The sequence below is a fragment of the Nocardia sp. NPDC057227 genome (assembly GCF_042669725.1).
GTDB classification, from domain to species: domain Bacteria; phylum Actinomycetota; class Actinomycetes; order Mycobacteriales; family Mycobacteriaceae; genus Nocardia; species Nocardia asteroides_A.
On sequence record NZ_JBHUXA010000004.1, the window covers coordinates 133,911 to 158,982 of the forward strand.

The 25,072-nt window shown below is 72.7% G+C and carries 30 protein-coding genes; 8 read left to right on the forward strand and 22 right to left on the reverse strand.

What is annotated here, in order from left to right; genetic code table 11:
* Position 1: 1 nt before the first annotated feature.
* From ACFUJ1_RS08505 to ACFUJ1_RS08515, 3 genes are all read right to left on the reverse strand, one after another.
* Positions 2 to 865 (reverse strand): ABC transporter permease, encoded by an 864-nt coding sequence (locus tag ACFUJ1_RS08505; protein ID WP_378643991.1) that lies wholly within the window; start codon positions 863 to 865, stop codon positions 2 to 4.
* Entirely contained in the window at positions 865 to 1,683 is an 819-nt protein-coding gene (locus tag ACFUJ1_RS08510) for an ABC transporter permease (RefSeq protein WP_378643993.1), read from the reverse strand. Before ACFUJ1_RS08510 ends, ACFUJ1_RS08505 begins: the two co-directional genes overlap by 1 nt.
* A gap of 121 nt (positions 1,684 to 1,804) precedes the next feature.
* The gene (locus ACFUJ1_RS08515) at positions 1,805 to 2,218 is read right to left on the reverse strand and encodes an ATP-binding protein (RefSeq protein WP_378643994.1); all 414 of its coding nucleotides are present in this window, start codon (positions 2,216 to 2,218) and stop codon (positions 1,805 to 1,807) included.
* Positions 2,219 to 2,372: 154 nt separating this feature from the next.
* Between ACFUJ1_RS08515 and ACFUJ1_RS08520 the strand changes: the two genes are divergently transcribed.
* Both ACFUJ1_RS08520 and ACFUJ1_RS08525 read left to right on the forward strand, forming a co-directional pair.
* On the forward strand, positions 2,373 to 2,714 hold the full coding sequence (locus ACFUJ1_RS08520; RefSeq protein WP_378643996.1) for an STAS domain-containing protein: 342 nt from the start codon (positions 2,373 to 2,375) through the stop codon (positions 2,712 to 2,714).
* A gap of 75 nt (positions 2,715 to 2,789) precedes the next feature.
* The gene (locus tag ACFUJ1_RS08525) at positions 2,790 to 4,244 is read left to right on the forward strand and encodes an MFS transporter (protein WP_378643997.1); all 1,455 of its coding nucleotides are present in this window, start codon (positions 2,790 to 2,792) and stop codon (positions 4,242 to 4,244) included.
* Between the two features lie 102 nt (positions 4,245 to 4,346).
* Here ACFUJ1_RS08525 and ACFUJ1_RS08530 read toward each other — a convergent pair whose 3' ends face one another.
* The 9 genes from ACFUJ1_RS08530 to ACFUJ1_RS08570 all read right to left on the reverse strand — a co-directional run bounded on the left by ACFUJ1_RS08530 (position 4,347) and on the right by ACFUJ1_RS08570 (position 11,140).
* Positions 4,347 to 5,519, reverse strand: coding sequence for an acyl-CoA dehydrogenase family protein (locus ACFUJ1_RS08530; protein WP_378643999.1), 1,173 nt, complete (start codon positions 5,517 to 5,519; stop codon positions 4,347 to 4,349).
* Positions 5,520 to 5,594: 75 nt separating this feature from the next.
* Positions 5,595 to 6,293, reverse strand: coding sequence for a TetR/AcrR family transcriptional regulator (locus ACFUJ1_RS08535; protein WP_378644000.1), 699 nt, complete (start codon positions 6,291 to 6,293; stop codon positions 5,595 to 5,597).
* 85 nt (positions 6,294 to 6,378) lie between these two features.
* Positions 6,379 to 7,290: a helix-turn-helix transcriptional regulator gene (locus ACFUJ1_RS08540; protein WP_378644002.1), complete on the reverse strand. Its 912-nt coding sequence runs from the start codon at positions 7,288 to 7,290 to the stop codon at positions 6,379 to 6,381.
* A complete protein-coding gene (locus tag ACFUJ1_RS08545; RefSeq protein WP_378644003.1) occupies positions 7,283 to 7,432 on the reverse strand; it encodes a hypothetical protein in 150 nt (49 codons plus the stop codon). Before ACFUJ1_RS08545 ends, ACFUJ1_RS08540 begins: the two co-directional genes overlap by 8 nt.
* 6 nt (positions 7,433 to 7,438) lie before the next feature.
* Positions 7,439 to 8,044, reverse strand: a complete 606-nt coding sequence (locus ACFUJ1_RS08550) for a hypothetical protein (RefSeq protein ID WP_378644005.1) — start codon at positions 8,042 to 8,044, stop codon at positions 7,439 to 7,441.
* 103 nt (positions 8,045 to 8,147) lie between these two features.
* A complete protein-coding gene (locus tag ACFUJ1_RS08555; RefSeq protein ID WP_378644007.1) occupies positions 8,148 to 9,101 on the reverse strand; it encodes a helix-turn-helix domain-containing protein in 954 nt (317 codons plus the stop codon).
* A gap of 19 nt (positions 9,102 to 9,120) precedes the next feature.
* The gene (locus ACFUJ1_RS08560) at positions 9,121 to 9,462 is read right to left on the reverse strand and encodes a hypothetical protein (RefSeq protein WP_378644009.1); all 342 of its coding nucleotides are present in this window, start codon (positions 9,460 to 9,462) and stop codon (positions 9,121 to 9,123) included.
* Positions 9,463 to 9,481: 19 nt separating this feature from the next.
* A complete protein-coding gene (locus tag ACFUJ1_RS08565; protein ID WP_378644011.1) occupies positions 9,482 to 10,297 on the reverse strand; it encodes an alpha/beta hydrolase in 816 nt (271 codons plus the stop codon).
* 15 nt (positions 10,298 to 10,312) lie between these two features.
* The gene (locus tag ACFUJ1_RS08570) at positions 10,313 to 11,140 is read right to left on the reverse strand and encodes an alpha/beta fold hydrolase (RefSeq protein WP_378644013.1); all 828 of its coding nucleotides are present in this window, start codon (positions 11,138 to 11,140) and stop codon (positions 10,313 to 10,315) included.
* Between the two features lie 207 nt (positions 11,141 to 11,347).
* Between ACFUJ1_RS08570 and ACFUJ1_RS08575 the strand changes: the two genes are divergently transcribed.
* The gene (locus tag ACFUJ1_RS08575; protein WP_378644015.1) at positions 11,348 to 12,178 is read left to right on the forward strand and encodes an alpha/beta fold hydrolase; all 831 of its coding nucleotides are present in this window, start codon (positions 11,348 to 11,350) and stop codon (positions 12,176 to 12,178) included.
* A gap of 3 nt (positions 12,179 to 12,181) precedes the next feature.
* On the opposite strand, the gene ACFUJ1_RS08580 is transcribed toward ACFUJ1_RS08575, so the two are convergent.
* Complete coding sequence (locus ACFUJ1_RS08580; protein WP_378644017.1) at positions 12,182 to 13,030, reverse strand: NAD(P)H-binding protein; 849 nt, start codon at positions 13,028 to 13,030, stop codon at positions 12,182 to 12,184.
* Positions 13,031 to 13,369: 339 nt separating this feature from the next.
* Here ACFUJ1_RS08580 and ACFUJ1_RS08585 point away from each other — a divergent pair, with 339 nt between their 5' ends.
* Positions 13,370 to 13,732: a helix-turn-helix domain-containing protein gene (locus tag ACFUJ1_RS08585; protein ID WP_378644019.1), complete on the forward strand. Its 363-nt coding sequence runs from the start codon at positions 13,370 to 13,372 to the stop codon at positions 13,730 to 13,732.
* Positions 13,733 to 13,735: 3 nt separating this feature from the next.
* Here ACFUJ1_RS08585 and ACFUJ1_RS08590 read toward each other — a convergent pair whose 3' ends face one another.
* Positions 13,736 to 14,143 (reverse strand): roadblock/LC7 domain-containing protein, encoded by a 408-nt coding sequence (locus tag ACFUJ1_RS08590; protein WP_233018705.1) that lies wholly within the window; start codon positions 14,141 to 14,143, stop codon positions 13,736 to 13,738.
* A 1-nt stretch (position 14,144) separates the two neighbouring features.
* A complete protein-coding gene (locus ACFUJ1_RS08595) occupies positions 14,145 to 16,517 on the reverse strand; it encodes a nitrate- and nitrite sensing domain-containing protein (protein WP_378644022.1) in 2,373 nt (790 codons plus the stop codon).
* Positions 16,518 to 16,722: 205 nt separating this feature from the next.
* On the opposite strand from ACFUJ1_RS08595, the gene ACFUJ1_RS08600 reads away from it, so the two are divergent.
* Positions 16,723 to 18,180: an aldehyde dehydrogenase gene (locus ACFUJ1_RS08600; RefSeq protein WP_233018707.1), complete on the forward strand. Its 1,458-nt coding sequence runs from the start codon at positions 16,723 to 16,725 to the stop codon at positions 18,178 to 18,180.
* Here the strand turns inward: ACFUJ1_RS08600 and ACFUJ1_RS08605 are convergent.
* From ACFUJ1_RS08605 to ACFUJ1_RS08620, 4 genes are all read right to left on the reverse strand, one after another.
* The gene (locus ACFUJ1_RS08605) at positions 18,171 to 19,436 is read right to left on the reverse strand and encodes a uracil-xanthine permease family protein (RefSeq protein ID WP_378644316.1); all 1,266 of its coding nucleotides are present in this window, start codon (positions 19,434 to 19,436) and stop codon (positions 18,171 to 18,173) included. The two genes, ACFUJ1_RS08600 and ACFUJ1_RS08605, sit on opposite strands and share 10 nt — an antisense overlap.
* A gap of 88 nt (positions 19,437 to 19,524) precedes the next feature.
* The gene (locus tag ACFUJ1_RS08610; protein ID WP_378615712.1) at positions 19,525 to 19,716 is read right to left on the reverse strand and encodes a DUF3072 domain-containing protein; all 192 of its coding nucleotides are present in this window, start codon (positions 19,714 to 19,716) and stop codon (positions 19,525 to 19,527) included.
* A 77-nt stretch (positions 19,717 to 19,793) separates the two neighbouring features.
* On the reverse strand, positions 19,794 to 20,159 hold the full coding sequence (gene crcB / locus ACFUJ1_RS08615; RefSeq protein WP_378644024.1) for a fluoride efflux transporter CrcB: 366 nt from the start codon (positions 20,157 to 20,159) through the stop codon (positions 19,794 to 19,796).
* A complete protein-coding gene (locus ACFUJ1_RS08620; RefSeq protein ID WP_378644026.1) occupies positions 20,156 to 20,578 on the reverse strand; it encodes a fluoride efflux transporter FluC in 423 nt (140 codons plus the stop codon). Before ACFUJ1_RS08620 ends, crcB begins: the two co-directional genes overlap by 4 nt.
* 178 nt (positions 20,579 to 20,756) lie before the next feature.
* Here ACFUJ1_RS08620 and ACFUJ1_RS08625 point away from each other — a divergent pair, with 178 nt between their 5' ends.
* A complete protein-coding gene (locus ACFUJ1_RS08625) occupies positions 20,757 to 21,806 on the forward strand; it encodes a PucR family transcriptional regulator (RefSeq protein ID WP_378644027.1) in 1,050 nt (349 codons plus the stop codon).
* A gap of 163 nt (positions 21,807 to 21,969) precedes the next feature.
* Positions 21,970 to 22,164, forward strand: coding sequence for a hypothetical protein (locus tag ACFUJ1_RS08630; RefSeq protein ID WP_378644028.1), 195 nt, complete (start codon positions 21,970 to 21,972; stop codon positions 22,162 to 22,164).
* Between the two features lie 9 nt (positions 22,165 to 22,173).
* Here the strand turns inward: ACFUJ1_RS08630 and ACFUJ1_RS08635 are convergent, their stop codons facing one another.
* Positions 22,174 to 22,821, reverse strand: a complete 648-nt coding sequence (locus ACFUJ1_RS08635; RefSeq protein WP_378644029.1) for a phosphate uptake regulator PhoU — start codon at positions 22,819 to 22,821, stop codon at positions 22,174 to 22,176.
* A gap of 99 nt (positions 22,822 to 22,920) precedes the next feature.
* Between ACFUJ1_RS08635 and ACFUJ1_RS08640 the strand changes: the two genes are divergently transcribed.
* Positions 22,921 to 23,376 carry a hypothetical protein gene (locus ACFUJ1_RS08640; RefSeq protein ID WP_378644030.1) on the forward strand — a complete coding sequence of 152 codons (456 nt, stop codon included), beginning with the start codon at positions 22,921 to 22,923 and terminating at the stop codon, positions 23,374 to 23,376.
* Between the two features lie 4 nt (positions 23,377 to 23,380).
* Here ACFUJ1_RS08640 and ACFUJ1_RS08645 read toward each other — a convergent pair whose 3' ends face one another.
* Together ACFUJ1_RS08645 and ACFUJ1_RS08650 are read right to left on the reverse strand one after the other, a co-directional pair.
* Entirely contained in the window at positions 23,381 to 24,676 is a 1,296-nt protein-coding gene (locus ACFUJ1_RS08645; protein WP_378644031.1) for a glycosyltransferase, read from the reverse strand.
* Positions 24,677 to 24,772: 96 nt separating this feature from the next.
* Positions 24,773 to 25,018 (reverse strand): hypothetical protein, encoded by a 246-nt coding sequence (locus ACFUJ1_RS08650; RefSeq protein ID WP_378644032.1) that lies wholly within the window; start codon positions 25,016 to 25,018, stop codon positions 24,773 to 24,775.
* Positions 25,019 to 25,072 lie beyond the last annotated feature (54 nt).

Here is a 25,072-nt window from a genome sequence, read left to right on the forward strand (position 1 = left end):
ATCATCCGGTGAACGAGATCGGGGACTGGAAGCCCCAGAGCAGAATGGTGGCGACCATGTCCAGGGCGATGATCGAGACCAGGCTGGCCCGGATGGCCCGGCCGGAGCCGATCCCGACGCCCTCCGGCCCGCCGGTGGCGAAGTAGCCCTGGTAGCTGTGGATCAGTACGACGGCGACGGCGAAGATCGTCACCTTGATCGTCGCCGCGACGATGTCCCAGCTCAGCACGAACTGGTCGAAGTAGTGGTCGTAGGTGCCCGATGGGGTGCCGTGCACGACGGTGACGACGAGCTCGCAGGAGAGGTAGCTCAGGATCAGCGCCACGACGAACGCCGGTGCCACCGCGACGATTCCGGCGATCACCCGGGTGGTCACCACGAACGGCACCGAGCGGATGCCGAGCGATTCGAGTGCGTCGATCTCCTCGGAAATTCGCATGGAGCCGATCTCGGCGGTCATCCGGCAGCCCGCCTGCGCGGCGAACCCCACCCCGGCGGCGATCGGCGCCAGCTCGCGGGTGATGCCGAAGGCCGAGATGAGGCCGGAGAGCTGGCCCAGCGAGAGCAGGTTCAGCGCGCTGTAGGCCTCGATGCCGATGGAGGCGCCCATCGAGGCGCCGAGCAGCAGCATGAGCGGGACCACGCCGCCGCCGATGATGACCGAGCCGCGCCCCCAGGTCATGTCGGTGATCACCGCGACGGTCTGGCGCCGGTAGTGCACCAGCGTGTACGGCACCGAGGCGAGCACCTGCCAGACGAAGCCGAGCGCGAAGCCGAGCTCGTCGATCGGCCGCAGCGGGCGCACCCCGTGCGCCATCCGGCTCAGCCGCTTCAGCCCGGCCGGGGCGTACGGGGCGGCCGTCATCACGCCATCCTGACCGGCATGAACATGGTGACCACCTGGGTGATCACCATGTTGAGCACCGCCACCGCCGCCACCGACATCACCACCGCCGCGTTCACCCCGTCGGCGACCCCGCGCGGCCCGCCCTTGGCCTCCAGCCCGCGCTGACACGCGATCACCACCACCAGGAACCCGAAGATCATGGACTTCATCAGCGACACCCAGATGTCGGCGGTCGTGGTGAAGGAGCCGAAGGACTCCCAGTAGCTGCCCGGGGTGACGTCCAGCGCGGCGACCGCGACCACGAAACCGGCGGCGATGCCGACCACGATGATCAGGATGTTCAGCAGCGGCGCCACCACCAGCATGGCCGCGATCCGCGGAACCACCAGCCGCTGCACCGGATCGACGCCCATCACGCGCAGCGCGTCGACCTCCTCGCGGACGGTACGCGCGCCGAGATCCGCGGCGATGGCCGCCGCGCCTGCGCCGCCGAGCAGCATGGCCGCCGCCATCGGCGCGCCCTGCTTGATCACCCCGAGCCCGCCCGCCGCGCCGATCATGGTGTCCGCGCCGAGCTGGGAGACGATATTGCCGACCTGCGCGGAGAGGATCACCCCGAACGGGATGGCCATCAGCACGGCGGGCACCGCGGTGACGCTGATCAGGAACCAGGCCTGGGCCAGGCTCTCGCGCACCTGGAAGCGCAGCCGGGCGGCGTCGGCGGTGCCGATCCGCACCGCCGAGGTGCCGATCCGCAACCCCCGCCCGAGCGTGGCCAGGCTGGACAGCACGGTTCCGGAGAAGTTGCGGCGCAGCACCGTCGCATTGGACGCCATCGACCCTCCGTCGCACCGGGACACTGATCTGAACTACAGACCAGACACTTGTCCAGAAGTTACTACGGAGATGTGATGGAGCGCAATCGAAAGGTCGATTTACGGTGTCGGAAAGAATATTTCAGGCGGCCGGAGCGCAGAGCTCGACGGTGGTGCCGGAGTCCAGGATGGTGAGGCGGGTGTACGTGGTCAGCTCGCGCATGAGCGCCAGGCCGCGACCGCGAAGCTGGGTCGCCTTCGATTCACGAATTTTCGCGCGCGGAATCCAGCGCCCGCTGTCGGTGACGGTGATCCGGACCTCGCCCCGACGCAGCTCCGCGACCAGGCGGACCGGGCCGCGGTCGCCGCGGTGGCCGTGCTCGACGGAGTTGGTGCACGCCTCCCCCGCGGCGAGGAGCAGGTCGTAGGCACGGCCCTGGTCGGCCACCGCGCCGGCCAGCCAGCCGCGCAGCCTGCCGCGCACCGCCGGCAGCTCGTCGGCGGCGGCCGGGAACTCGATCCGCAGCGCGGCCTGGTCTCCCTCGGTTCCGATCATGCTTCCTCCTCGTCGTTCCAGGGCGTACCCGTCCGCGCCGGGCTCACACCTACCCGCCGGAGCCGCCGGTGTGACGCCGCTACCAGCGCCGATAGAGCCGCCGGGTACTGGGTAACCCTGCGACAAATCGGTGCGGGGGACCACGGCGGAAGGCATGGACGACATGGGGCAGCAGTGGTCCGGATTCGAGATAGCGACCGAGGCGCGCGACACCGCCGTTGTGGTCACGGCCGCGGGCGAGGTGGACATGGTGACGGCGGCGCGGCTCCGGGAGGCCCTGGACGCGGCGCAGCGCACACCGGGAATCCCGACGGTGCTCGACCTCTCGCGCGTCGACTTCTTCGACTCCTCCGGCCTGGAGGTGCTGGTCGACGTGCACCACCGCGCCCGGCTGCGGGTCGTCGCCTCGGCGGCGGTGCGCCGCCCGCTCGGCGTCACCGGCCTGGACCGGGTGCTCGACGTCTACGACGACCTGGCGGCGGCGCTCGCCGGTTAGCCGGATCGCGCGGCGGCTGTGTAACATACACACGAATCATGTGTACGTTACACATCGGCGCTGCGAGGAGTAGGCATGCAAGTCGGTTCCGGTGCGCCGGCGAAGAATCCCGTGGTGATCCTGGTGGCGCTCGGCTTCTCCAGCCTGAGCGTCTCGCTCATGCAGTCGCTGGTCATCCCGATCCAGAGCGAGCTGCCGCGGCTGCTCGGCACCACCGCGAGCAATGCCTCCTGGGTGGTCACCGCGACGCTGCTCGGCGGCGCGGTCGCGATGCCGGTGGCGGGGCGGCTCGCCGACATCGTCGGCAAGAAACCGGTGCTCGCCGTCAGCGCGCTGATCCTGCTGGCCGGCTCGCTGATCTGCGCGCTCTCCGGCTCGCTGCTCCCGGTGCTGGCGGGGCGGGTGCTGCAGGGGCTGGCGATGGGGTACATCCCGGTGGCGATCAGCTTCGTGCGCGAAGCCGTCCCGAAGCACCTGGTCAACACCGCGACCGCCGCGATCAGCGCGACGCTCGGCGTCGGCGGCGCGCTCGGCCTGCCGCTGGCGGCCTGGATCGCCCAGGACAACGACTGGCACTGGCTCTTCTGGGTGGCGACCGCGCTGGCCGTCGCGGTCGCGCTGCTCACCGTGCTCGTCCTGCCGCACGTGCACGACGCGCACGAGGCGAAGCTCGACGTGCTCGGCGCGATCGGGCTCGCGATCGGGCTGGTCGGCATCCTGGTCGGCGTCACCAAGGGCAACGACTGGGGCTGGACCGCGGGCAGCACGCTCGGGCTGATCGGCGGCGGCATCGTGGTCCTGCTGGCGTGGGGGCTGTTCGAGCTGCGCCACGACGCGCCGCTGGTCGACCTGCGCACCACCGCGCGGCGCCCGGTGCTGCTCACCAATATCGCCGCCGCGCTGATCGGGTTCGGGCTGATGGCGCAGGCCATCGTGGTGCCGCAGCTGCTGCAGATGCCCGCCGCCACCGGGTACGGGCTGGGGCAGAGCCTGCTCGCGGCCGGGCTCTGGATGGCGCCGTCGGGGCTGATGATGCTGCTCTTCGCACCGGTCTCCAGCTTCCTGATCACCCGCTTCGGCGGGCGCACCGCGCTGAGCCTCGGCGCCGCGGTGCTCGCGCTCGGCTACCTGAGCGGCGCGGTGCTGATGGACGCCCCCTGGCAACTCCTCCTCGCCACCTGCATCGCCTCGGCGGGCGTCGGCATCGGGTACGCCGCCATGCCGACCCTGGTGCTGGAGAACGTGCCCCCGAGCGAGGCCGCCGCGGGTGTCGCCTTCAACGCGCTCATGCGCTCGATCGGCACCACCGTCGCGGGCGCGGTCATGGCGGTCGTCCTGACCAGTCAGACCACCGCGCTCGCGCCCGGCGCGCCGGAGATCCCCACCGTCGATGCCTTCCGGCTGTGCTTCGTGGTCGGCGCGGTGGCGGCGGCCATTGGTGCCGCGGTGGTGCTGTTCATCCCGCGGCGCAAGCCCGCCGAACCCGACGTCCCGGCGGCGACCGCCGACGAGGTCGTTCCGGCTCGATAGCTTGCTCGGAGACGGCGTGGAGGTGGCGGCGACGGGTCGCGATTCCGACGCGGAAGCGGCGTCCGGCGGCTCGACGACCTGCAGCTCGGACGAGCCGAGGGGTCACCGGTGTGCGGGCAGGCCGAGGGTGTGCTCGGCAAGGTGGTTGAGAGCGAATTCATTGCTGACCGGGCCGGAGCGGGCCAGCCGGGCGTCGAGGTAGTGGTCGAGCCAGCCGTTGCGTTCGTCCCAGGCGTCGGCGCCGAAGACCTGCACGGCGTGGTCGGCGGCGTCGAAGGCCAGGTCGGCGGCGAGGACCTTGGCGGCGTTGGCATCGCCTGCGATGTCGGCACCCGCGTCGGAGCGGGCGGCGGTGCGGTGCACGAGCAGCCGGGTGGCGGTGAGCCGGGCACTCAGCCGGGCGAGCGGATGGGAAACGGCCTGGTGCGCGCCGATCGGTGTGCCACCGGCGATGACCCGCTCCTTGGCGCGGGCGACGGACCGGTCGACCGCGTAGGCGGCCGATCCGACACACAGGGCGGCGGTGAGGACGCGCTCGACACTGGTGAACGGCCACAGCGTGAACAGCCCGGCGCCGTGCCTGCCGACCAGTGCGTCCGCCGGGACGGTGACATCGTCGAGTTCGAGCTCGAATTGGCGCACGCCTTCCCGGAAACGCATGGGCACCTCGGTGATCGTCGCGCCCCGGCTGCGCGGGTCGATGAGCAGGGTGGTGTAGCCGGTGGCCTGCTCGCCGTCGTAGGCCCGGCCGAGGACGAGGACCCGCTCGGCGACGTCGAGCCCGGACGTGACCCGTTTGCTGCCGCGCACCACGAAACCCTCGTCGGTGCGCCGGATCTCGGTACGCGAGGCGAAGACGTTGTGCCCGGTTTCGGGTTCGGTGGCCGCCATCGCGAGATGGACCCGTCCGTCGGCGACCAGCGGCAGCCAGGTCTCGCGTGCGGAATCAGGACCGACGAGGGCGATGGCGTGGGCGATGGCCGCCGTCAGCACCGGCATCCACAGCACGATGCCCTGCTCGGCGAAGGCTTCGAGCACGATGGCTGTGGCGAGCAGCCCACCCCGCTCGGCCGGACCGGGAGTCCGGGCGCACCAGCCCTGCTCGCGAAACACCTGCCACAGCTGCGGGTGCATCGCGCGGTGCTCGAGGAGATGGTCGCGGATCTCGCGGGCACGCGGAGCGAACTCGGCGGCACGGGAGCGTGCCTCCTCGCGGATCGCGCGGTGCGCCGCCGGAAGATCCAAGCACGAGGGCGCGGTCGAGGTGAGGGACATGAGCACTCCTGAGAGGTCGTTCGGACGGCGGATCCCGACGACAGAGTAACACTCTGGAGTGCTGCTCGGCATGCCTCAGGTGGTGGTGCCGTCGAGCACGGTGGTCGTGGTCGCCGTGCCGGTCACCGAACCATCGGCGTCCCGCAGCTCTATCCGGATCCGAGCGGTGACCGGCCGCAGTGCCTGCTTCGGCGGGGCGGGCTCGGTCGAAAGGCTCGCGATCGCCGCGGCCGCGAGTTCCTCGGCGAACGACAGCGCAGAGCCGGCGAGTTGTCCGGCCAGCCACTGCTGGGCGATGGCGTGGGCGGGGCCGGTGACGACCGCCACCAGGACCGGCATCGACAGCTCGCGGGCCGCCCCGCTACCGATGAACGGTGCCAGCCACTCCCTGTAGGCCGCGCCGACCTCGGCGTTCATCTCCCGCAACCGCGTGCCGGCATCGGAGGCCGGGTTCAGCCTGCCCTGCGCGTAGAGAAAGCGCGCCCGCGTCGGATTCGTCTCGACCCAGCTCAGCTGCGCCCGGATCACCCCGGAGACTGCCTCGTCGAGAGTCAGGGGTTCGGCGGCGAGAATCTCCCGATACCGCTGCAGGATCGAGGCGATCGAGTCCACGTAGAGAGCGCCTGCGATCGCCTCCTTCGTCGGAAAATGATGGAACAACGCTCCGTTCGACACCCCGCTGAGCTCGCGGATACGCGCGATCGTGGCGCGCTCGTAACCCTCCTCGGCGAAACACTCCAGCGCCGCCGCCAACACCCGCTCCCGCACGCCCATGGCGACAGAGTAATGCTCCGCTGCGGAAACGTGGCTGCTGAGAGCGCCGAAGCGGCCCGGCCGCTGTTCCGGTCCGAGCGTGGACCTAGGCGTCGGCCGGGTGCCGGTTGCCCCGGCGCCACGCCGACGGCGAGCAGCCGAAGGCGGCGCGGAAGCGGTGGGTGAAGTGGGTGGGGTGGGCGAAACCGTGTCTGCGGGCGATCTCGGCGATGGTCAGGTGCGGCTGGGTGAGCAGGGTGATCCGGGCGCGCTCCAGCCTGCGGGCGGTGATGTAGCCGGCCAGCGGGCCGTTGGCGGCGGGCCAGATCTTGTAGAGCCGGCGCGCGGAGATGCTGTGCGCGGCGGCGATCCGCTCCGCGGTGAGCCCCGGCTCATCGAGGTGCTCGGCGATGTAGCGCTCGATCGTCGCGATCGGGGTGCGGCCGGGCAGCTCGCCGCGCGCTTCGTCGGCGGCGCTGATCAGCAGTGCGCGGAACAGGGCGATGGTGGAGGTGGCGAGCGTGGGCAGCAGCCCCGGCGCGTCCGCCGCGACCGCGCCCAGCTGCTGCAGGTGGTTGCGCAGGAGCGGGTAGAGCGCGAGGCCGGGGTGCAGGTGGTCGAGGCCGCGGTGCACCGTCTCGATGGAGAGGGTGAGCCGGGCGTGGCCGATGTGCGCGGCGACCACCGAGCCGCTGCCGTGGCCGCGGAAGTCGAACGGCGCGGACTGGTCGAGCGCGATCAGGGTCGGCTGCTCGGGGTCGGCGGGGATCGCGGCGCCGCGGCTGGTCAGCGCCCACTCCCCCGGCGTGAGCACCGCGACCGAGATGATCCTGGCCGCGGGGTTACTGCGGTGCTCGCGGGCCGAGCCGGCGGCCAGGCCGGTGTAGCGCAGCCGGGTCAGCCAGGCGCCGTCGCCGAGCGGGTGGTGCTCGGCGCTGCTCTCGCCGCGGCCGCGGTGCGTGCCGGAGACGGTGACGTGCGGGGCAAGCCCCGGGCAGCCGCGGCCGGGCTCAGCCACGATCGGCCGCTTCCATCCGGGCCGGCTCGCGCCAGGTGCGCGGGGTCATGCCGCGCTCGTGGACGCGGATCCCGAGCGTCTCGGCGAGGCCGGTGCGGATCTGCTTCGCGTTGCGCGAGACGGAGTGGTGGATGGTCGCCACGCCCGCTCACCCCCGTCCCCGGCGGCGGGTGGTGGCGAGCAGTGCGTCCGCGAGCGCGATGGTCGCGGTGCTCAGCGCCTCCCCCGCGGCCCGCGAGACCTCACCGGCCCTGCCGATGTTCAGCCGCCCGATGTGCCCGCGTGCGAGGTCGTAGAGCGGGCTGGTGTGCAGCCCGCCCGCCGCCCTCGGCAGCTCGGCGCGCGGGATCGCCAGCCGGGCGAGCGGGATCCGGACGCACCGCGAGCTGCCGCCGCCCGCCCAGCGGAACGTGTAGGGGGCGTCCAGGTCGGCGAGCAGCAGCTCGCCGGGGTGCACCACGTGCGCCAGCCCGAACTGTTCGAAGCGGCCGATCCCGCGCTCCTGCACGGCGAGGCCGAGTACGCCGGTCGGGCCGTGCGCGATGTCGCGCGGCGAGCGGGTGAGCCGGATCTCGGACACCGCGGTGCGGATCATGCTGACGCTGCCGAAGCTCCACGTTTCGACACAGACCGGAGTGGCGCCGGAGGTGTCGAAGTCGACCGCCGAGACGGGGCCGTTGCGGCGGTAGACGCCGCGGGCGGTCGCGGGCTCGGCCGAGCGGTCGCAGCGGGTGCTGCCGACACTGACGGCCATGGGGTTTCTCCTGGTAGACGGGATTTCGCCTACCGTATGTCCCGGTGTGCGCCCGCACCCGCCGTCGGCACCCTGGGCACAGAACCGTGCACGCAGGTGCCCGTCAGGGCTCCGCGGCGGCCAGTGCGCGCCAGGTGCCCGGCGTCATCCCGTAGAGCTCGCGGAAGCGGCGGCCGAAGTGCGAGGGGTTCACGAAGCCCCAGCGCCGCGCGATCACCGCCACCGGCAGCCCGCGCAGCTCCGGCCGGGCCAGCTCGGCCCGCGCGCCGTCCAGGCGGGTCGTCGTGATCCACTGCTCCAGGCCGAACTCGGCGGCGGCGCAGAGCCGGAACAGCGTCCGCACCGAGATGTCGTGCGCGCGGGCGATGCGCGCGGGGCTCAGCTCCGGGTCGGCGAGGTGCCTGCGCACGTACCCGCGGATCCGCGGCAGCAGGGCATCGTGCAGGGCGGCCCTGCCGTACTCCGGGCCGTAGGCCGAGGCGAGCAGCGCGCGGGTCAGGTCGATGGCGGCCGCGCTGAGCGCGTCGGCGGCGGCGGTGCCGGAGATCCGGTCACCGGCGGCGACCAGATCCCGGATGTGCGCGCTCATCAGCGCGTAGAGCGGGCTGGCAGGCAGCCGGGACGCCGCGGCGACCAGCACCTCGCGCGGCAACCCGACCTCGGCGATGGGCAGGTAGAGCGCCTGTGAACTGCCGCGACCGGACCAGTGGAACTCGTACGGCTCGTTCATGTCGACCACCATGAGCTCGCCCGGCGCCACCGTCCGCCGGACGCCGAACTGCTCGTGGCGGCCGGTCGCGCGGTGCTGGCGCGCGATGGTGAGCACCTCGGCCGGGCCGTCGCGTACCTGCCTGCCGCTCCGGCGCAGGTGCAGCCCGGTGAGGTGGGACTGGAAGATGCTGGTGCGGCCGAAATCCCACGCCTCCAGCACGGAATCGCCCGCCGCGGCATCGGCGAGCCGGACCGTGGTCGGCCAGCTCTGGTCGAGGAACGCCGAGTGCGTGGCGTCCGCGCGGTCGCCGCGGGGTAGCTCGGCGGAGTGGAAGACGACGGCCATGCGCGCCTACCGGCCGTTCTCATTGTTCATGCCGGATCTCCCACCATTGCCGCACACCGATGCCGTAGCTGTCGAGGAAAGCACGATTCAGCGCGTCGTACCCGGTGAACCCGGCGCGCAGCGCGCTCGCCTCGTCCGGCGGGGCCGCGGCCGAGCGGATCGCCTCGCGCGCGGCCCGCAGCCGTTCGGCCGCGATCCAGCGCTCCAGGTCCACCCCGCCGGCGGCGGCCCAGCGGCGCAGCGCGGCCACCGGCAGGCCGTTGGCGTCGGCGATCCGCTCGGCCGACAGCGCCGGGTCGCCCAGGTGCGCGCGGATATAGCCGCGCAGCCGGGGCAGCGTGACCCGGTCGCCGGGGGACATCGGCGGTCCGGCCGCCGCCTCATCGATCCGCGGGGGTGCGGGCGTGCTCGACTGCCCAGTTCAGGGCGTAGTCGGCGACCTCCTCCCAGCCGGGCTCGGCGCAGGTCCAATGCGAGCGGCCGGGGAACTCGTGGTAGTCGGTCACCGCCGCGGATTTCCGGTACTTGCGCTGATTTCCCCTGTTCACCGAGGGCGGCATGATGTGGTCTGCGCCGCCTGCGACGAAGAGCAGCGGGGCGCGGTCGGCGCGCCGGTAGTCGACCCAGGTCTCCTGGTGGCCGGGGGTGAAGTTGGCGAAGAGGCCGTACTTGAACACCCACGACCCCGGCGCCGCGATGGCGTAGCGGTCGTAGGCCGCCCGCGCCTCGGCCGCGGGCAGCGTGTTGGTGAAGGCGTAGTGGAATTCCTGCTCGGTGAAACCGGCGGCCGCGTGCCGGTTGGACCAGCGCTTCAGGATCGGCAGCAGCGATCTGGCCTGCGAGATCGGGTTGACCCGCACGCCCTCGGTGGGCGCGGAGTCGATCACCACCGCCGCAGCGCCGAGCCCGCGCGCGACGAGCAGCTGGGTCAGGGTGCCGCCGAAGGAGTGGCCCATGATGATCGGCGGCTCCGGCAGCGCCTCGATGATCCCGGCCAGGTGGTCGACGGTCTCCGGCACGGTGAGCCGGGCGATCACCTCGGGCTGCTGCCGCAGCGCCTCGACCTCGATCTCGAAGCCGGGGTAGCCGGGGGCGATGACGCGATACCCCTTGGCCTCGTAGTAGGCGATCCAGTTCTCCCAGCTGCGGGGGGTGACCCACAGGCCGTGGACCAGGACGACGGTATCGGGTGCCATGGTGGTTCTCCTGTTTCAGGCGGTGCGGAGGAAGGCGAGCAGGTCTTTGTTCAGCTCGTCCCGGTGGGTGTCGGTGATGCCGTGCGGCGCACCGGGGTACACGGTCAGCGCGGCGCCGCGGATGCGGGCGGCCGATGCCGCTCCGCCGACCTCGAAGGGCACCACCTGGTCGTCGTCGCCGTGGATCACCAGCGTCGGGACGTCGACGGCGTCGAGGTCGGGGCGGAAGTCGGTGGCGGAGAAGGCGGCGATCGACTCGTAGGCGTTGCGCGCGCCCGCCTGCAGCCCCTGCCGCCAGAAGGCGTCGCGCATGCCCTGCGAGGGGTGCTGACCCTCGCGGTTGTTGCCGAAGAAGGGACCGTCGGCGAGGTCGCGGTAGGTCTGCGAGCGGTCGGCGAGCGAGCCGGCGCGGATGCCGTCGAAGACCTCGACCGGCACCCCGCCCGGGTTGTCGGCGGTACGCAGCATGAACGGCGGCACCGCGGAGACCAGCACCAGCTGCGCGACCCGCGCGCTGCCGTGCCTGCCGAGGTAGCGCACCACCTCGCCGCCGCCGGTGGAGAAGCCGATCAGGGTCAGCTCGGTCAGGTCGAGGTGCTCGATCAGCCCGGCCAGGTCGTCGGCGTAGGTGTCCATCTCGTTGCCGTCCCAGCTCTGCGTCGAGCGGCCGTGCCCGCGGCGGTCGTGCGCGATGACGCGGTAGCCGTGCTCGGCGAGGAAGAGCTGCTGGCCCTCCCAGCTGTCGGAGTTCAGCGGCCAGCCGTGGCTCAGCACGACCGGGCGGCCGCTCCCCCAGTCCTTGTAGTAGATCTCGGTGCCGTCGGCGGCGGTGTGGATCGGCATGTGCGCCCTCGCGGTCGGGTGGTGGTTCGGGTTCTGACCCGGCCGAAGGTAGGGCGGGGCCGGGCCCGCGAGCTGTGCCTGCGCGCACGGTTCTGTCCCCAGGGAGCAATTGCGCCCGAGGAACAGCGGTGTGCACGCACAGCCAGCTCGGCGGCCGGGCCCGGCCCTACGTTGAGCGCGACCCAACCGCACGAAAGGGACGAAGCCATGTCCGATTCCAGCTCGATCCGCCTCCGGCGCCTCGCCGCCGCCGTCGCCGTCTCCGCGGCCGTCCTCGGCCTCGCCGCGGCGCCCGCGGCCGCCCAGCCGGGTGCGAAGCCGACCGTCGTCCTCGTGCACGGCGCGTTCGCCGACTCCTCCGGCTGGCGCGACGTCGCCGCGCAGCTCGCCGCGCAGGGCTACCCGGTGCGGACCTTCGACAACCCGCTGCGCGGCCCCGCCAACGACTCCGCCGCGCTGGAGCGCGCGCTGACCGGGATCACCGGGCCGATCGTGCTGGTCGGGCACTCCTACGGCGGCGCGGTGATCACCAACACGCACGATCCGGACGTGGTCGCGAACGTCTACATCGCCGCCTTCGCCCCGGCGCAGGGCGAGTTCGTGCAGGGGCTGCTGAATCCGATCACCTACCCGGGCAGCAGGCTGCTCCCGCCCGCGCTGCAGCTCGGCGTCGTCGCCGACGCCACCGGGCCCGGCGGCAGCAACCTGGACGGCTACATCGGCGAGCCGTACTTCCACGAGATCTTCGCCCAGGACGTCGACGCCGCCACCGCGGCGGACATGTTCGACCACCAGAAGTCGGCCGCGCTCACCGCCAACCTGGAGCCGTCCGGCGCCCCCTCCTGGAGCACCGTCCCCAGCTGGTACCTGGTGTCGCGGCAGGATCGGGTGATCCCGCCCGCACTGCAGCGCTTCATGGCGTCGCGGGCCGCGCCCGGCACCACCACCGAGGTGGACGCCGCGCACGCCTCGCTGGTCTCCCGGCCCGCCGAGGTGACCGGGGTCGTCGTCGCGGCGGCCCGCGCCACGCAGGGCTGAGCCTCACCCCGTGAAAGCCGCCCGGTGGTCGGCGACCCAATCCGCGTAGCTGCGGGGCGGCCTGCCGAGTACCCGCGCGACATCGCCGGTGAGCACCGCGTTGCCGCCGTCCCGGACGAAGGCCTGGCCGGCGAGGGCACCGTCGGCGAATTCGGGGGTCGCACCCGCGGCGAGCAGGTGCGCACGGGCCTCGAGCGGGTCGATCTCGGCGACCTCGACCGGGCGGCCGAGCGCGGCGGCGAGTACGGCGGCCTGGTCGCCGGTGGTCAACAGGTCGGGGCCGGTGAGGGTGAGCACACCGTCGAGCTCGGCCGAGAGCAGGGCCGCCGCCGCGACCTCGGCGACGTCACGCGGGTCGACGACGCCCTGGCTGCCGGAGCCGGTGAGGTTGGCGATCGGGCGCCCGGCGCGCAGGTCGGCGGCCCAGCTCAGGGTGTTGGAGGCGAACGAACTGGGCCGCAGGATCGCCCAGTCGACGCCGCTCTCCCGCACCGCCCGCTCGCCGGGCAGGTGCCAGGTGCCGACCCGGCCGAGGGTGGGGTCGCCGGTGCCGATGGCGGAGAGTTTCACGATGCGCCGCGCGCCCGCCGCGACGGCGGTGGCGACGAGGGCGCGGTCGGCGTCGGCGCCGTCGGGCCCGAGCACACCGAGCACGAACACCGCCGCCGCGCCCGCCATCGCCGCGGCCATCGCCGCCGGGTCCGCGTAGTCGCCGGGGACCACCCGCACGCCGGCCGGGGCCCGCACGGTCTCCGGGCGCCGGGAGACGGCCCGGACCGGGGCGCCGCGCCCGGCCAGCACCCGGACGAGTTCACTGCCGATGGTGCCGGTGGCACCGGTGATCACGATCATGGACGCCACGCTGCCGGGTCCGGCGCCGCCGCGGCTAGGAGATTCCGGCACACCCGCGTAGCCCGCGCGCGCCTACAGTCGAGCCGGTGACCACGTTGCGAACCGACCTGCTCGAGCTTCGGGCGCAGGTTCCGGAGGCGCTGCGGCCCTGGCTCACCGGCGTCACCTCGGTGCCGCCGCTGCACGAGGTCGCCGCGCCGTTGGTTCGGGTGCCACACGGCACCACCCTGGTGGTGTTCGGCACCGGGCAGCCCGCCGCGGCGCTCGGTCCCGCGTCGCGCGCGCTCTACCCGGCCCCGGACAAACCGCGGGGCTGCCTGCGGCTGCGGCTCGCGCCGGGTGCGGCCGGGCCGCTGCTCGGGGTCGGCGCCCACGAGCTCACCGACCGGGCCGTCCCGCTCTCCGAGCTGCCCGGCCCGCTGGCGGCGCTCGCCCCGGAACTGGACCGAACGACAGCTGCGCACCCTGTTCGCCGCCGGAATCGGGTTGTCGCCCAAGCACTACGCGCGCATCGCGCGGCTGCGCCTGGTACTGGCGCACGCCGGGAAGGCGCCGTGGGCGCACCTCGCCGCCGACACCGGCTACTACGACCACTCGCACCTGACGGCCGAGTTCCGGAGGCTCATGGGCGTCTCGCCGAGCGCGTTCGCGCGGGGCGCGCTGCCCGCCGCCACCGGCTGCACCCCGCTCGGCGGGCGCTGAGCGCTACCGCCCGGCGAGCCCGCGCCGCGGGGTGGTGGAGAGGTAGCTGCCGACCCGCTGCACGGTCAGGTTCATCTCGTAGGCGACGGTGCCGAGGTTCGCGGCGTCGGTGGTCTGCAGCGCGAGGCAGGCGTTCGGGCCCGCGGCGGTCACGAAGAGCACCGCGCGATCCAGTTCGATCATGGCCTGGCGCACGCCGCCGCCCTCGAAGCGGGCGCCCGCGCTGCGCGCGAGACCGTAGAGCGTGGACGACATGGCGGCGAAGTGCTCGGCGTCCTCCTGGGTGAGCTGGTTCGAGCGGCCGAGCAGCAGGCCGTCGGTGGAGAGCACCACCACGTGCCGCACCCCGGCGAGCCGCTCGACCAGGTCGTCCAGGATCCAGTTCAAGTCACCGGGATCGGATGCGGTCATCTCAGCTCTCCTTGCCGTCGGCCTGCTCGGCGGTGCTCGCGCGCCGCCCCTGCCGCGTCCCGTTCTCGATGGTCGTGATCATGTCCCTGGCCTGCTCGGCGGTGAGCCGCGGCCGCTCCGCGGTCCGGGGCGGCAGCGCCGCGGCGCCCTGCAGGTGCGGGTTGAGGTTGGCCTGCCGGTTGCGCTTGGGCAGCTCGGGGCGGCCCTCCTCGGGCAGCCGCAGCGGCTGCGAGATCGGCTGCTCCGGCGCTGCGCCCGGGTACGGCCGGGCCTGCCGGGCGGAGACCGGGCGGAAGGTCTGGGTCTCGGCCAGCGGGTCGGAGACCAGCACCGCGGCCCGCCGGGACGGCCGCGCGACCGGCGATTCCAGCGCGGCGGGCTGCGGCGCGCGGCCCACCGACGCGCTGTCGGTGACCGCCTCGCCCGGCAGCACGCTGGCGAGCAGCGTCGCCGGGATGAGCACGATGGCCCTGATCCCGCCGTAGTCGGACTCGGCGAGCTTGACCGAGATCTCGTGCCGCGCCGCCAGCCTGGCGACGACGAAGAGCCCGAGCCGGGAGTCGCCGGAGAGCGCGGCGACGCCGAAGTCCGGTGGCGCGACGAGCATCTGGTTGGCGCGCGCGATGTCGCCGGTCGGCATGCCCATGCCCTGGTCTTCGATCTCGACCACGACACCGCGCCCGACCACGGCGCCGGTCACCTCCACCCGCGACTGCGGCGGGGAGAAGCTGGTCGCGTTGTCCACCAGCTCGGCGAGCAGGTGCACGAGGTCGGCCACCATGCCGCCGTGCACGTGCACCTGCGGCATCCGCGCGACGCGGACGCGCGAGTAGTCCAGCGTCTCACCGACCGCCGAGCGCACCAGGTCGATCATGGCGACCGGGTTGCGCCACTGCCGCCCGACCTGGCCGCCGCCCAGGATGATCAGGTTCTCGGCGTTGCGGCGCTCGCGGGTGGCCAGGTGGTCGAGGCGGAAGAGCGTCTCCAGCAGCGCCGGATCCTCCTGCCCTCGCTCGGCTTCGTCCAGGATCTCCAGCTGCCGGTGCACGACGACCTGGCTGCGGTGCGCGATGTTCAGGAAGACCGACTTCACGCCGTCCCTGGTGCGCGCCTCGGCGACGGCGGCGTTCACCGCGGTGCCGGCCGCGTGCCCGAACGCCTCGGCCACCTGGCCGATCTCGTCGGAGCCGAAGTCGAGCCTCGGGGTCGCGGTGGCCGGGTCGACCGGCTCGCTGTTCTCCAGCTTGCGCATCATCTCCGGCAGCGTGACGTCGGCCAGGGTGAGCGTCTCGGACCGGAGCCGCTTGAGGCGGCGGATGATCCGGTTCGCCAGCACCACCGAGATGCCGATGGCGAGCAGGCTGATCGCACCGACGCCCGCGCCTGCCAGCATGGCGTTGCGCGAGTCGTCGGCGGCCTTGTCCGCGGCCAGCTTCTGCGTCCGCGTGCTCTGCGCGACCCACATGTTCATCAGCTGCCGGTTGACGTCGGCGGCGGCCGCCCGCCACTCGGCGGCCGGGATCGGCAGCGGCGGCAGCGTCGCCTCGCGGCCGGTGCCCGCACCGCCCTGCTGTGCGGCGGCGGCCGCCCTGGTCACCGCGCGCCAGCCGATGACGTTCTCGACCACGTCCAGCTTGCGCCAGGATTCGCTGTTGATCAGCGCGGCGGCCGCGGCCTTCTGCTCCGGGTCGACGTCGCGGCTGAGGTTGCCGATCTCGATGCGGTAGTAGCCGACCTGGCGGGCGAACTCCTCCACGGGGACGGTCAGCGCGCCCTGCCCGGACTCCAGCGCGATGGCGAGCGCGAAGCTGCGCGCCATCGACTCCGCCGACTTGAGGATCTGCATGGCCTCGGTGAGCTCGACGCCGATCTCGGCGTCCGGGGCGAGCTGCTGGGAGAGCTGCGAGCCGACCACGACGCTGTCCAGCACCTGGTTGAAGAAGTTGTAGGCGTCGGCGGGCGGCAGCTGCCCGGCGTCGGTCGCGGCGCGCACGCCGGAGAGGTATTGCAGCATGGTGTCGATGCCGCCGACGTCATCGGTGAGCGAGGTGTCGACCGCGCCCAGCTCGCCCTTGGCGGCGTTCAGGGCATCCACCGCGGCCTGGAAGTCGGTCCGCGCCTTGGCGAGCCCGCCTGCCGCCGCGTCGTCGCCGGACAGCCGCGCCATCGTACCGAGCCGCTCCGCCTGCATGGACTCCACCAGCAGGCGGCTGGAGTCGATCACACTGCCGGTCTCCACCGCCCACGCGTGCGTCCGGTCGCTCTCGGACACCAGGTAGGCCGTGGTCCCGACGCCCACCGCGAGCAGGGACAGACTCGGGACGAGGGCGATGGCCAACACCCTGGTTCGGACACCGAGTCGCACTGTGAACATCGCCACAAACTACTGAGTTCGGGCCGCCCAGTCCGCTTCTGTCTCGCTGACCGGGACTGGCATTGACTCCGTCCGGCTGGAATCATCGAGTGAGAATACCACTCTCATTTTTCGAGAGCAAGATATTGACCCACGCTTCGGGGCGGTGCTAAGCATGTGCACAGCGCTCGAGGGCATCGGGGCTCGGCACCGGAAGGGACTCGCCATGACACTGCAGTCGGTACTGGACGAAATTCGTGAGCGCCCCGGCACGGGCGATGTCATTCCGGTCATCGATCCGTCGACCGAGGAGCAGATCACCGAGTTCACCGACGGCGGCGCCGAGGCGGTGAACGAGGCGGTGGCGCGGGCCAAGGCCGCGTTCGAGTCCGGGGTGTGGCACGAGCAGCCCGCCCGCGAGCGGGCCAAGGTGCTGTGGAAGATCGCCGACCTGATGGACGAGCACGCCGACGAGTTCGCCGAGCTGGACTCGCTGAACACCGGCATGCCGCTGGCCCAGGCCAAGATGATCCTGCCGACGAGCGCCGAGTTCTTCCGCTACTACGCCGGCTGGTGCACCAAGGTGAACGGCAACGCCTACGAGGTGCAGATGACCGGCGGCGTCTCCGGCGCCTACGCGAACATGCACGCGTACACGCTCAAGGAGCCGCACAGCGTGGTCGGGCTGATCTTCCCGTGGAACGGGCCGATCTTCAACGCCTGTGCGAAGATCGCGCCCGCGCTCGCCGCCGGGTGCAGCAGCGTGGTCAAACCGGCCGAGGAGACGCCGCTCTCGGCGCTGCTGCTGGACCGGCTGATCCGCGAGGCAGGCGTGCCGGACGGCGTGGTGAACCTGGTGACCGGCTACGGCCACACCGCGGGCGCCGCGCTCTCCACGCACCCGGATGTCGAGAAGATCGCCTTCACCGGCTCCACCGAGGTCGGCAAGAAGATCATCGAGGCATCGACGGGCAACCTGAAGAAGGTCATGCTCGAGCTCGGCGGTAAGTCGCCGGTGCTGATCTTCGACGACGCGGACCTGGACACGGCGATCTTCATGGCCGCGGTCGGCATCTTCGTGCACTCCGGCCAGGGCTGCGTCTGCGGCTCCCGGATCTTCGTGCAGCGCGGGGTCTACGACCGGGTGGTCGAGGGGCTCGCGACCGTCGCGAACAACTTCAAGCTCGGCAGCCCCAAGGAGGAGAACTGCATGAGCGGCCCGCTGATCAGCGCCAAGCAGCTGAAGCGGGTCATGGGCTACATCGACGAGGGCAAGTCGGACGGCGTCGAGGTGGTGGCGGGCGGGTACCGGCTCGACCGCCCCGGCTACTTCGTGCACCCGACCGTGCTGGCCGGCGTCGACCCGGCCACCAGCAGGCTCTACCAGGAGGAGATCTTCGGCCCGGTCGTCACCGTGCTCCCCTTCGACACCGAGGAGGAGGGCGCGGCGCTGGCCAACGACACCAGCTACGGCCTGGCCGCCACCGCCTGGACCACGAACCTCAGCCGGGCGCACCGGATCGCCAAGAAGCTGCAGGCGGGCACGGTGACGCTGAACAGCCAGCTGAACTTCGACCACAACGTGCCCTTCGGCGGGTACAAGCAGTCCGGCTGGGGCCACGAGTTCGGCCGCGAGGGCATCGAGGGCTACCTGAAGACGAAGTCGGTCTGGGCTCAGCTCTGAGTTCCGCCGGGGTGATCGGGGGCGACGGTTCCGCGCAGGCCGCCGATCACCCGCATGGCGTGGTAGATCGCCAGCGCGGCCAGCGCGCCGAGCGCGATGCCGCCGAAGTCCAGATCGCCGATCCGCCAGGTGAAGTCGGCGATCCCGACCACCAGCGGGATGGCGGCGGTGAACTGGTTGATCGGCTTGCCGAAGTCGACCCGGTTACTCACCCAGATGTGCACGCCGAGGATGCCGACCAGGCCGTACAGCGCGGTCGTCACGCCGCCGAGCACCCCGGCCGGAATCGCGGCGATCACCGCGCCCACCTTGGGTGAGAGGCTGAGCACGACGGCGGCCGCGCCCGCGACCCAGTAGGCGGCGGTCGAGTAGACCTTGGTCGCCGCCATCACGCCGATGTTCTCGGCGTAGGTGGTGGTCGCGGAGCCGCCGCCGCTGCCCGCCAGCACGGTGGCGATGCCGTCGGCGGCGAGCGCGCGGCCCATCCGTTTGTCGTAGTCGATGCCGGTCATGGTGGTGATCGACTTGACGTGGCCGATGTTCTCCACCACCAGCACCAGCACGACGGGCAGGAACATCGGCAGCACCGCGAGCTGGAAGCTCGGGGCGTGGAACTCCGGCAGCCCCACCCAGGCGGCGTCCGCGACCGCGGCGGTGTCGACCTCACCCCGGACCAGCGCGAACAGGTAGCCGAGCAGCACGCTGACCACGATCGCCAGCCTGCCGAGCAGCCCGCGGAACAGTACGAGGCAGAGGATCAGCAGGACCAGCACCACCGTCGCGGTGATCGCGTCCTGCTCGTAGTTGGCCTTGGCGGTCGGCGCCAGGTTCAGCCCGATCAGCGCCACGATGGTGCCGGTGACCACCGGCGGCATCAGCGCCTCGATCCAGCCGGTCCCGGCGACCTGCACCACGATCCCGACCACGATGAGCAGCGCGCCCACCACCACGATCCCGCCGAGCGCGGCCCCCATCCCGCCCGAGGCGGTGGCCGCGAGCACCGGCGCGATGATCGCGAAGCTGGAGCCGAGGTAGCTGGGCAGCCGGTTGCGGGTGAGCACCAGGAACAGCAGCGTGCCGATCCCGGAGAACAGCAGCGTGGTGGAGGGCGGGAAGCCGGTGAGCACCGGCACCAGGAAGGTGGCGCCGAACATCGCCACCACGTGCTGCAGCCCGATCCCGACGGTGCGCGGCCAGGTGAGCCGCTCTCCGGGGGCGATGACGCCGCCGGTGTCGACCTGGGTCCACCGGAACATCGGGCCGGTGCGCGGTTCGGGCGTCGTCATGGGAGCAGTCTGCGGCATCCCCCCGGGTTGCGCCGGGTTAGCCGCGCTCCCGGGCGGCTCAGGCGCCGCGGCCGGTGCGCTGCTGCAACTCGTCGATGAGCTGCGAGGCCTGCGCCTTCGTCAGGTCGTCCGGGACCTCCTCCCCGGCCTCCTGGGCGAGGGTGTGGACATACGATTCCTGCGGTCCGGTCATCGGCTCGTCCCCGGTGGTCCACTCCTCGGGATCCTTCTCCGGCGTCGGCTGCACCATGACTGCTCCTCCCACTCGACAGAACGTGTGTTCGATTTCTGCGTTACCCGGATCGTTGCCGATCAATCACGCCGGGACTACAGGGCGGTGAGTGCGAGCCCGGCGGAGGCGGCGGCCAGGGTCACCGCGAGGCCGCCGAAGGCGTAGCCGATGGCTGCGCGGTAGCGGCGGTCCTGGATGAGCCGGACGGTCTCGACGCTCGCCGTGCTGAAGGTGGTGTAGCCCCCGCAGAAGCCGACGCCGAGCACGAGCTGGAGCTGCGGGGTGGCGTCGTGGTGCAGCACCAGGCCGGTGAGGATGCCGAGCAGGAGTGAGCCGGTGGCGTTGATGACGAGCGTCGCCACCGGGAAGTTCGGCGTCCAGCGGTGTTTGATCGTGGAGTCGATGGTGAACCGGGCCAGGGCTCCGGCGCTGCCCGCCAGGGCGATCCAGAGCGTGGTCACGGCGCGGCACCGGGGCGGTGCAGCAGCGCGCCCAGCGCGATCCCGGCGGTGGTGGCGATCCCGCCGGCGAGCACGGTGCCGAGGCCGTACGCGAGGGCGGTCGACGGGTGACCGTCGCGGAGCAGCAGGTCGGTGTCGACGGCGAGCGTGCTGTAGGTGGTGAAGGCGCCGAGAAAGCCGGTGCCGAGGGTGAGCCGCACCCGCTGCCGCCACCCGGTGTCGGGTCCAAGCCGCACCAGCGCCTCCAGCAGCAGCCCGAGCAGGAACGCCCCGGTGACGTTGATCGCGAAGGTGGCGCCGGGCCAGCCCCCCGCCCGGTGCGGGAACCAGACCCCGAGCCGGTAGCGCAGCGCCGCGCCCGCCAGGCCGCCCGCGCCGACCAGCAGCAGCGAGCGGAGCGGGACGATCGGCGGCGACATGCGGGCCGGACTCCTTCCACCCGGTGGGAAAGCAGTGCGGCGAGCCTAGCCGACGGCGACCGCGAAGATCATCCGCGCGGCGCCTCCCCCTAGGCAGATGGCAGAATCTTCAGTAACTTAATACGCATCGAGCGGGGCCGGACCGGCTCTCGGATAGGACCGATCGGCAGCCACGGACATGACCGCACTTCGAATCGCCGGTAACGACACGCTTACGCGCACCTGCGCCGAGTGTGCTCGGACGCTGCTCGACGGCCACGACGGGCCCGGCGCCGTCGCCCGGCTGGAGCAGCTGGCGGTGCACGGCGCCCGCGACGAAGTGCCGCTCGACACCATCCAGCACGCCATCCATGACGCGGTCGGCACCGCCCTCGATCTCGCGGCCGCGTGCGGCGAGCCGGACCTGGCGGGCAGGCTGCGCCGGGTGGTCGAGGTGCTCGACCTGATGATCACCACCGTCGCCACCTGCTACCTGCGTGAACTGCGGATCCTGATCGACGAGCGACGGCACACCGTGCGCGCCATGACCTCGGCGCTGCTCGCGGGCAACCTGGACGCGGGTCCCGCCGCCGCGTGCGGCATCCGGATCGCCCCGCGCTACCTGGTGCTCGCGCTCGCCGCCGACCTCGCCGACGACGACGAGCCGCTCCGGCGGCTGCGCCGGGTCAGTGCGGTGCTGACCGGGCGCTGCGGCGAGGACGTGCTCGCGCTGCTGGACGACACCGGCGGCATCGTGCTGCTCCCCGCGGACCGTCAGGGCTCCGGTGAGCTGCGCGCCCTCGTTGCCGAGCTGACCGACGCCGCCGAGGTCACCCTGCTCGCCACGGTCGAATCGGCCGCGGTGCCGCGCATCCCGGCCGCCGCGCAGCGGGTGCGGCGGCTGCTCGGCACGCTGACCGCGCTGCACTACCCGAGCGGGCTCTACCTCTTCGAGGACATGGCGCTGGAGTATCAGCTGACGCTCCCCGGCCCGGCCCGCGACCGGCTCGCCGCCGTGCTCCGCCCGCTCGAGGAGCAGCCGGACCTGCTGACCACCCTGCGCACGCACATGCGCAACGAGCTGCGCCGCCGCCGCACCGCCCGCGAGCTGCGCATCCACCCGAACACCCTGGACATGCGGATCAAGCGGATCACCCGGCTCACCGGCTACGACCTGACCACCGTCGACGGCGCCTGGACGCTGCGCTCGGCGCTCATCGCGCACGCGCACCACGCCGTCGCGGGGTAGCCGTCGACGTGGGCTTTCCCCGGTAGATGGGCGGAAGGCGACGCGGACGGGGTAGCGTCAGGTCGATCGGCGAAGCCGCTCCCGGTCCCCGGGGCGGCGCCCGCCGTTTCCGGCTTCGGGTGACGGCACCCGGGTTCCCGCCGGGACGAAACGAGGAGCAGCATTGCCCGCGCCCCGCACCACCGAGTCCGACCACGACGCAGTCATGACCTTCGCGCACGTGCGCGCTGCCGAGAAGGTGGCCGACGAGCAGCGGGCCGCGCTGGCCGCCAAGACGGTGGCCGATCACTCCCGTGATGCCGCCGAGTGCAGCGCGCTGCTGGACATGCTCGGGCTGGACGTGGCCGACCTGCGCTGACCCGCGCGGTCACTCCGGCAGCACGGCGCCGGTTGCCATGAAGACGGTGCGGCGCCCGACCTCGACGGTGTGGTCGGCGAAGCGCTCGTAGTAGCGGCCGAGCAGCGCCAGATCCACCGCGGTCGGCGCGCCGTCGTAGAACTCCGGGCCGAGCACGGCGTTGAGCAGGTCGCGGTGCAGCCCGTCCATGACGTCGTCCTCGGCATCCAGCCCGGCCGCGCCCTCGGCGTCGCCGGTGGCGAGCACCCTGGCCGCGCTGTCGGCCATGTGTACCGCGGCCGCGCCCATCTCGGCGACGGTGCCGCGCAGCGAGTCAGGCACCACCGGCTCCGGGTGCCGGCGGCGCACCAGTTCGGCGAGGTGCGCGCAGAGCCCGCCCATCCTGGCGAGGTTGCCGGAGAGTTGCAGCGCGGTCACCACCCGGCGCAGCTCGGAGGCGACCGGCGCCTGCAGCGCGAGCAGCATGACCGCGGACTCCTCGCACTCCTCGCCCATCGCGGCCACCAGCGCGCACAGGTCGATCGCCCGCTCCGCCTGTTCGATATCGGCGTTCAGCAGGGCGTCGGTGGCCATCGCGATGGCGTTCCGGTCCCCCAGGCACATCTGCTCGAGCATCACGGCGAGCTGTTCGAGGTCCTGGTGGAAGCGGGTTCGCATCACCCCATACAACCACCCGGGCAGCCGTCGTGGGCCGCGCGGCGGTGAAGGGGTGCTCGGGACCTGCCCGGCGACCGAGGAGAATGATATTCTCCTCGGATGCGAGGAGGGATCGAGACCGCGGCGCTGGCCCGCGCCGATCAGGAGTGCGCGCAGGCCGAGGCGAGCCTCGACTCCTGCCTGGCGGCGGTGGCGGCCGCCATGCCGCGCGCCGACCGGGTCACCCGGTTCATGCAGCTCACCGAGCGGTTCGCCAGCACACCGGAGACCGAAGAGCTCGCGGTCTTCGCCGCCGCCGCACTGACCCGGCTCAGCGACGCGCCCCCGCACCCGGAGTCCGCCGCCTGCGACGAGCGCTCCCGCTCGGCCGCGACCCTGCTCGCGCAGACCGAACGCAACCTCGCCGACCTCTGCGCGGCCACCGCCGCCACCCCGCTCGACCGCACCCTGCTCTACGTGAACCTGGTCCGGACCTTCGTGCGCGACACCGAGATCGGCCCGCACGCGGCGCTGCCCACGCTCACCGCCGCCGCCGTGCTCCGCCTCTCCGGCTGACGGATCAGCCGATCGGCAACCGCTCGCCGCGGCCGAGGGCGGCGACCACCGCCACGAGTTCGTCGACGCCGCCCGCGGCCTCGATTTCGCCCGCCAGCCGCGCCGCGGCCTGCCGGTAGCGCGGAGTGCCGAGCACCGCCCGCACCGCACGCCGCAGCGCCGCGGGCGTCGGTCGGCCGGTACGCAGGTCGATACCGGTACCGGACCAGGCGACCCGGGCGGCCACCTCGGGCTTGTCCTCGGTCGCGCCCGCCACCACGAGCGGGACGCCGTGCGCGAGCGCGTAGTGCACGCCGCCGTAGCCGCCGTTGGTGACGAAGACGGCGAGCCGGGGGAAGAGCAGATCGTACGGAAGGAACTGTGCGGCGCGGACATTGCCCGGCAGCGCGCCGAGCTCGGCGACCGGCCGTCCCCCGGTGGTGACGACCACCAGCGCGTCCTCGTCCGCCAGCGCGTCGATGGTCGGCCGGATCAACTCGGTGTGATCGGTGTTGGCGATGGTGCCCTGGGTGACCAGCACGACCGGGCGCCCCGCGTCGAGCTCGTCCCACCACGGCGGCAGCTCGCCGCCCCTGGTGGCCGGGATGATCGGGCCGGCGAAGCGGATCGGCACCCCGGCGTCCGGGCGCGGGTACTCGAAGCCGGGGACCGAGAGCTGCACCACCGCGTCGAGCGTGCGCTGCAGGTCGAAGAGGAAGGCGCCGACCGGGCGGCCGTGCAACTCGCGGAACATCGCGTCCAGATCCCGCTGCACCGGCGCGAACAGCACCCGCCGCACCAGGGTGTGCAGCACGGCGTTGCGCGGCCCGTTCAGCGGTCCGCGCAGCGGCGCCATGGCCAGCCCGAAGGGCGGCACCGCGGTGGAGGAGAGGGGCAGCGGCACCACCCCGGCCGAGACGATCGGCGGCCGGAGCTCCCGGTCGTGCCCGGCCAGCAGCGCCGCGCCCATGAAGGTCGGGTCGGCGATCACCACGTCCGGCGGGGCGGAGCTCGCCACGGTGCGGGCGTGCAGTGCGTCGTACTGGGCGCGGGCCGGCTTCAGGAAGGTGTCGGTGATGTCCCGGCGCAGCCCGGCGATCCCGCCGGGGCCGGGTTCCCGCGCGCTGAGCAGCCGGTCGTCGTAGTCGGCTGCGGCGGGCAGCGGGAGGAACTCGGCGCCGGTCGCGGTGACCGCGTCGGCGAAGCGCTGCCCGGTCAGGAAGCTCACCCGGTCGCCGCGCCCGGCGAGGTCGGCGGCGATCGCGAGCAGCGGCGTCACGTGGCCGTGGATGGGGACGCTGGCGAGCAGGTAGTGCGGCATGGGCTTCCTCCGGCTTGGGTGGCTGTCGGAGGAATATGGCCCGCGCACCCCGCGGGCGTTTCACCACCGGCACCGGGGATTCGGCCCGCGGCGGCGCTAGGCGCCGCGCAACCGCACTTCCTCGGTCAGCGCGGCGGCGGCGTCCCGCAGCGCGGTGGGGTCCGAGTCGGCGCCGAGCCGGGCGTGCAGGTCGGCGCGGTCGACCACGAGGAGGCCGTCCAGGGAGTCGTCGGTCCAGCCGGTTACCTGGGTGACCTGGCCGCCGGTCAGGACGAGCGCGGCGGTTTCGTCGGCGGTCAGCAGGGCGCGGAGCTGGTCCGGGGTCACCTCGTCGGCAGTCATGTGCGCCGGATGCCCGGGCCGGTGCCGGGGAAACCCGGCTCGTAGGGTGGGCGG